The organism is Burkholderia sp. E168m23 (assembly GCF_016586125.1).
GTDB lineage: Bacteria > Pseudomonadota > Gammaproteobacteria > Burkholderiales > Burkholderiaceae > Burkholderia > Burkholderia orbicola.
Genome location: NZ_BCPP01000321.1, coordinates 1 through 6,821, shown reverse-complemented (window position 1 = coordinate 6,821; position 6,821 = coordinate 1). Strand labels below are relative to the sequence as shown.

The following is a 6,821-nucleotide window of genomic DNA, read 5'->3' as shown; positions in this document are numbered from 1 at the left end:
CGGATCTTCTGCGCCTGCAGGTAGTACGCGTCGTAGTAACCGTGCGACAGCACGTAGGTGCCGACCAGAATCCGGCGCTTCACTTCAGGCCCGAAGCCTTCGGCGCGCGACTTCTTGTACATGTCGAGCAGATCGCCGTACTGCGCGGCGCGGTGGCCGAAGCGCACGCCGTCGAAACGCGACAGGTTCGACGACGCTTCCGCCGGGGCGATCACGTAGTACACGGGGATCGACAGTTCCGTCTTCGGCAGCGACACCGGCACGAGCGTCGCGCCGAGCGCCTCGTATTGCTTGAGGGCCGCGTCGATCGTCGCGCGCACGTCGTCGGCGAGGCCCGCGCCGAAATACTCGTTCGGCAAACCGATGCGCAGGCCCGCGAGCGGCTTGCCCGCGTCGTTGCCGGCGGCCCACGGCTGGCCGAGGTGGCGCGTGAAGTCTTCATCGTCGCGCTCGAGGCTCGTCGAGTCGCGCTCGTCGAAGCCGGCCATCGCGTTCAGCAGCAGCGCGCAGTCGGACGCGCTCTGCGCCATCGGGCCGCCCTGGTCGAGCGACGACGCGAACGCGATCATCCCGTAGCGCGACACGCGGCCGTAGGTCGGCTTGATGCCCGTCACGCCCGCGAACGACGCGGGCTGGCGAATCGAGCCGCCGGTGTCGGTGCCGGTCGCGGCCGGCGCGAGGCGCGCGGCGACGGCGGCCGAGCTGCCGCCCGAGCTGCCGCCCGGCACCGCGTTCGTGTCCCACGGGTTCTTCACCGCGCCGAACGCCGAGTTTTCGTTCGACGAGCCCATCGCGAACTCGTCCATGTTGGTCTTGCCGAGCGTGACCATGCCGGCCGCCTGCAGGCGGGCGACGACGGTCGCGTCGAACGGGCTCTCGTAGTTCGCGAGCATTTTCGAGCCGGCGGTCGAGCGCCAGCCGCGCGTGACGAACACGTCCTTGTGCGCGATCGGCAGGCCGGTGAGCGCGCCGCCCGCGCCGCGCGCGAGTTCGGCGTCGGCGGCTTTCGCCTGCGCGAGGGTGAGGTCGGCGTCGACGTGGACGAACGCGTTCAGGTCGCGCGCGGCGTCGATCCGTTTCAGATAGTGCTGCGCGAGCTCGACGGCCGAGCATTCCTTGGCGGCGAGCGCGGCGCGCAGTTCGGTCAGGCTTTTTGCGTGCATTGAGTGGTTTTCCTGGAATTCTGGGTGGCGCGCGGCGCAGGACGGCCGGCGCGCTTGTCATCGAATGCTTACTCGATCACCTTCGGCACGAGATAGAGGCCGTCCTGGACGGCCGGCGCCGGACGCTGGTTGTCGTCGCGATTGACGACTTCCGTCACGGCGTCGTCGCGCAGGCGCTGCGCGACTTCCTGGATCTGTTCGATCGGGTGGGCGAGCGGCGCGATGCCGGCGGTGTCGACCGCCTGCATCTGCTCGACGAGGCCGAAGAATTCATTGAGCTGGCCGAGCATGTGCTCGGCGTCGGCGTCGGCCATTTCGAGTCGCGCCAGGTGCGCGATGCGTTTCACATCGGTCAGGGTCAGGGCCATGCGATCACCGGAAAAACAAGGCTGCGCAGTGCATCGAAAGCAGCACTGCGGCGGGGGGTTGGAGGGTGCGATCCACCCTCAGAAATCGGGGCCGAAGCGGCAAAAATACCGCCCGTTTCGATTCAAATACCGTGAAATTATAAGGTATCATTACGCGTTCGACCCAAACCCGGCAGCCTTTTCCCGCACCGTTTCGCCCTGCTTCGGCAAGCCGTGCGTGCTTCGTGCGATCCCCGGTAGACATCACTCGCAGCTTCGTGCGCCGCGGCGGCCGCTTCCGCCACGCTTCCCGAGGCTGTTATTTTTTCCGCTGCCGCCCTCAGCGCTCGCTATGCAGGGCCGGCCCAGAGCGAAACAGGATTCTGAATGTTCGGTTTTTTGCGCAGCTACTTCTCCAACGATCTCGCGATCGACCTCGGCACCGCAAACACCCTGATCTACATGCGCGGCAAGGGCATCGTGCTCGATGAACCGTCCGTCGTGTCGATCCGCCAGGAAGGCGGCCCCAACGGCAAGAAGACGATCCAGGCGGTCGGCAAGGAAGCCAAGCAGATGCTCGGCAAGGTGCCGGGCAACATCGAGGCGATCCGCCCGATGAAGGACGGCGTGATCGCCGACTTCACCGTCACCGAGCAGATGATCAAGCAGTTCATCAAGACGGCCCACGAGTCGCGCATGTTCTCGCCGTCGCCGCGCATCATCATCTGCGTGCCGTGCGGCTCGACCCAGGTCGAGCGCCGCGCGATCAAGGAAGCGGCGCACGGCGCCGGCGCGTCGCAGGTCTACCTGATCGAGGAGCCGATGGCGGCCGCGATCGGCGCGGGCCTGCCGGTCTCGGAAGCCACCGGCTCGATGGTCGTCGACATCGGCGGCGGCACGACCGAAGTCGGCGTGATCTCGCTCGGCGGCATCGTCTACAAAGGCTCGGTGCGCGTCGGCGGCGACAAGTTCGACGAGGCGATCGTCAACTACATCCGCCGCAACTACGGGATGCTGATCGGCGAGCAGACCGCCGAAGCGATCAAGAAGGAAATCGGCTCCGCGTTCCCGGGCTCCGAAGTCAAGGAAATGGAAGTGAAGGGCCGCAACCTGTCGGAAGGCATCCCGCGCAGCTTCACGATCTCCAGCAACGAAATCCTCGAAGCACTGACCGATCCGCTGAACCAGATCGTGTCGTCGGTGAAGATCGCGCTCGAACAGACGCCGCCGGAACTCGGCGCCGACATCGCCGAGCGCGGGATGATGCTGACGGGCGGCGGCGCGCTGCTGCGCGACCTCGATCGCCTGCTCGCGGAAGAAACCGGCCTGCCGGTGCTCGTCGCGGAAGATCCGCTGACCTGCGTCGTGCGCGGTTCGGGCATGGCGCTCGAGCGCATGGACAAGCTGGGCAGCATCTTCTCGTACGAGTGATCGCCCAGTGATCGCCTAGGCAGTCCCGTTTGATATGACGCACCCGCGGCGTGGCCGGATCGCTCGTTCAGAACGAACCGCCGCGCCGTTTGCGCGTCTGAGCATTATTTAACCGATCACACGCGCCCGGCGCCGACCATGGAATACAGTCCGCCGCCCCTCTTCAAGCAAGGTCCGCCCGCGCTCGCGCGGCTCATCTTCTTCGTCGCCCTCGCCATCGCGCTCCTCGTGTCGGACGCGCGCTTCAGCACGCTCGAAATCGTGCGCGGCGTGCTCGGCACCGTGCTCTACCCGCTGCAACGCGCGGCGCTCGTGCCGCGCGACCTGTTCATGGGCGCGGCCGACCTCGCCGTCACCGGCGCGGCGCTGCGCCACGAGAACGACGATCTCCGCAAGCGCAACCTGCAATTGTCGACGCAGGCCAACCAGGCCGCCGTGCTCACGCAGGAGAACGCGCACCTGCGCGCGGTGCTCGAACTGCGCCAGCACATCGCGACGCAATCGACGCCGGTCGAGATCCAGTACGACACGAGCGATCCGTTCACGCAGAAGATCGTGGTCGGGCAAGGCTCGCAGCAAGGCATCCAGGACGGCTCGCCCGTCGTCAGCGAGGACGGCGTGATCGGCCAGGTCACGCGCGTGTTCCCGCTGCAATCCGAAGTCACGCTGGTCACCGACCGCGATCTCGCGATTCCCGTGCAGGTGCTGCGCACCGGCCTGCGCAGCGTGATCTACGGCACGCCGAAGGGCGATTCGCTCGACCTGCGCTTCGTGCCGACCAGCGCGGATCTCGTCGCCGGCGACGAGCTGATCACGAGCGGCCTCGATGGCGTCTATCCGCCCGGCCTGCCGGTCGCCAAGGTCGTGCGCGTCGACAAGCTCGCCGATACCGCGTTCGCCCGGGTGACCTGCGCACCGGTCGCGGCCGTGCGCGGCGCGCGCCAGATGCTCGTGCTGCATTACCGCAACGACATCCCGCCGCGTCCGGCCGAGCCCGATCCCGCCGCCGAGAAGAACGCGAAGGGCAAGAAGGGCGCGAAAGCCGCCGCGAAGGGCGAAAAGGCCGAGAAAGCCGACAAGGCCGACGCGAACGCGAAGCCGGCCGCCGCGGCCCAGCCCGGCGCGAAACCGGCGCCGGCGGCTCCTGCGGCGCCGGCCCAGCCCGCCGCCGCGCCCGCGAAGCCCGCCGCCGGGCAATCAGGAGCCCAGCGATGAACCGCCCGCAATACATCCTGCAGCCGGTCAATCCGTACTTCATCGTCTTCAGCCTCGCCGCCGCGTTCCTGCTGAACCTGATGCCATGGGGCCGCCTGCCCGGCGTGCCCGATTTCGTCGCGCTCGTGCTGCTGTTCTGGAACATCCACCAGCCGCGCAAGGTCGGGATGGGCGTTGCGTTCGCGCTCGGCATCCTGATGGACGTGCACGACGCGGGGCTGCTCGGCGAGCACGCGCTCGCCTATACGCTGCTGTCGTACGGCGCGATCACGATCCACCGCCGCGTGCTGTGGATGCCGATCGGCGTGCAGGTGCTGTACGTCACGCCGCTGCTGGTCGCCGCGCAGCTCGTGCCGTTCGTGATCCGCCTGCTGATGGGCGCCGCGTTCCCCGGCTGGCGCTATCTCGTCGACGGTTTCGTCGAAGCCGCGCTGTGGCCGATCGCGAGCCACCTGCTGCTGATGCCGCAACGCCGCCCGGTCGACCCGGACGATACGCGCCCGATCTGAGCCGGACCGACCTTGAATACCCGCCGCCCCCACGCCCGCCGCGCGCCGCGCTCCGGGGCGGCACCTCGCCCGCGTCCGCGCGCGGGCCAGATTGCCCTTAAATGACCGAATTCAACGACACCCAACAGCAGCTCTCGAGGTTCCGCCTGCGCGTCGCGGCGGCGGGCGTGTTCGTGTTCGTCTGCTTCGGGCTGCTCGCGAGCCGCTTCTTCTACCTGCAGTTGATGCAGCACGGCAAATACGCGCTGCAGGCCGAGGAAAACCGCATCTCGGTCGCGCCGATCGTGCCGAACCGCGGGATCATCACCGACCGCAACGGCGTGATCCTCGCGAAGAACTACTCGGCGTACACGCTCGAGATCACGCCGTCGAAGCTCGACGACACGCTCGACAACACGATCGACAAGCTGTCCGAGATCATCCCGATCGACGCCCGCGACCGCCGCCGCTTCAAGAAGCTGCAGGAAGACTCGAAGAACTTCGAGAGCCTGCCGATCCGCACGCGGCTCACCGACGCCGAAGTCGCGCGCTTCACCGCGCAGCGCTTCCGCTTCCCCGGCGTCGACGTGCGCGCGCGGCTGTTCCGCCAGTACCCGCTCGGCATGACGGCCGCGCACGTGATCGGCTATATCGGCCGGATCTCGAAGCGCGACCAGGATCGCATCGACGCGATGAGCGACGACAACGACAGCGACCAGGAGCACTACGATCCGCGCCGCGACGCGAACAACTACAAGGGCACCGACTACATCGGCAAGATCGGCGTCGAGCAGAGCTACGAGACCGAGCTGCACGGGCTGACGGGCTTCGAGGAAGTCGAGGTGACGGCTGGCGGCCGGCCGGTGCGCACGCTGTCGCGCACGCAGGCGACGCCCGGCAACAACCTCGTGCTGTCGCTCGACATCGGGCTGCAGCAGGTCGCCGAGCAGGCGTTCGCCGGCAAGCGCGGCGCGCTCGTCGCGATCGAGCCGAAGACGGGCGACGTGCTCGCGTTCGTATCGTCGCCGAGCTTCGACCCGAACTCGTTCGTCGACGGCATCGACCAGCAGACCTGGGACGAGCTGAACAACTCGCCCGACAAGCCGCTCCTGAACCGCCCGCTGCACGGCACCTACCCGCCCGGCTCGACGTACAAGCCGTTCATGGCGCTCGCGGGCCTCACGCTCGGCAAGCGCACGCCGGGCTGGGGCTTCCAGGACCCGGGCTACTTCACGTTCGGCGGCCACACGTTCCGCAACGACGTGCGCTCGGGCCAGGGCTGGGTCGACATGAACAAGGCGATCATGGTGTCGAACGACACCTACTTCTACATGCTCGCGCGCGACCTCGGCGTGAACGCGATCGCGAACTTCATGAAGCCGTTCGGCTTCGGCCAGATCACCGGAATCGACATCCAGGGCGAGGCGCGCGGCATCCTGCCGTCGACCGACTGGAAGAAGAAGGCGTTCAAGAAGGCCGCGCAACAGAAGTGGTTCGACGGCGAGACGATCAGCCTCGGGATCGGCCAGGGCTACAACTCGTTCACGATCCTGCAACTCGCGCATGCCACTGCAACGCTCGCGAACAACGGCGTCGTGATGAAGCCTCACCTCGTGAAGGAAGTCGAGGACCCGATCTCGCGGGCGCGCCACCTGACCGTGCCGAAGGAAAGCGAGGTGATCCCGCTGAAGGCGGCCGACATCGACGTCGTGAAGCGCGGGATGGAGAACGTGATCGAGAACCCGTCCGGGACCGCGTACAAGGTGTTCCGCGGCGCGCAGTACCTCGCCGCCGGCAAGACCGGTACCGCGCAGGTGTTCTCGCTGCAGGGTTCGAACTACAAGGGCCACCTGCTCGCCGAACACCTGCGCGACCACGCGCTGTTCATCGCGTATGCGCCGGTCGACCATCCGCAGATCGCCGTCGCGCTGGTCGTCGAGAACGGCGGCTGGGGTGCGCAGGCCGCCGGCCCGATCGCGCGCCGCGTGCTCGACTACTACCTGGTCGAGCGCCAGAACCCGAAGAACGAGGCCGCGGCCGTGGCCGCCGCGGCGTCGGCGACCGAGCCGGTGAGCGCACCGGTGGTCGGCGACACGTCGAAGCCCGCCACGATCGCGGCCGGCTTCACCGCGCTGCCGCAGCCGGTCGTGCCCTCGGCGGCCAGCGCGGCCGAGGCG

General features: G+C 67.8%; 6 protein-coding genes. 4 read left to right on the top strand and 2 right to left on the bottom strand.

Annotated features, from left to right (window positions below):
* Both JMF90_RS17625 and gatC read right to left on the bottom strand, forming a co-directional pair.
* Positions 1-1,163: amidase family protein (locus JMF90_RS17625; RefSeq protein ID WP_201325267.1), on the bottom strand; the 1,163-nt coding region annotated here is incomplete at its 3' end.
* Positions 1,164-1,231: 68 nt separating this feature from the next.
* Positions 1,232-1,531, bottom strand: coding sequence for an Asp-tRNA(Asn)/Glu-tRNA(Gln) amidotransferase subunit GatC (gene gatC, locus JMF90_RS17620; RefSeq protein ID WP_006477478.1), 300 nt, complete (start codon positions 1,529-1,531; stop codon positions 1,232-1,234).
* Between the two features lie 366 nt (positions 1,532-1,897).
* Between gatC and JMF90_RS17615 the strand changes: the two genes are divergently transcribed.
* The 4 genes from JMF90_RS17615 to mrdA all read left to right on the top strand — a co-directional run.
* Complete coding sequence (locus JMF90_RS17615; protein WP_004189550.1) at positions 1,898-2,941, top strand: rod shape-determining protein; 1,044 nt, start codon at positions 1,898-1,900, stop codon at positions 2,939-2,941.
* A gap of 138 nt (positions 2,942-3,079) precedes the next feature.
* Positions 3,080-4,156 (top strand): rod shape-determining protein MreC, encoded by a 1,077-nt coding sequence (mreC, locus tag JMF90_RS17610; protein WP_011546475.1) that lies wholly within the window; start codon positions 3,080-3,082, stop codon positions 4,154-4,156.
* Positions 4,153-4,665: a rod shape-determining protein MreD gene (mreD, locus tag JMF90_RS17605; RefSeq protein ID WP_006477476.1), complete on the top strand. Its 513-nt coding sequence runs from the start codon at positions 4,153-4,155 to the stop codon at positions 4,663-4,665. The genes mreC and mreD overlap by 4 nt, the downstream gene beginning before the upstream one ends.
* Positions 4,666-4,766: 101 nt before the next feature.
* On the top strand, positions 4,767-6,821 hold a 2,055-nt coding region (gene mrdA, locus JMF90_RS17600), incomplete at its 3' end, for a penicillin-binding protein 2 (RefSeq protein ID WP_201325266.1).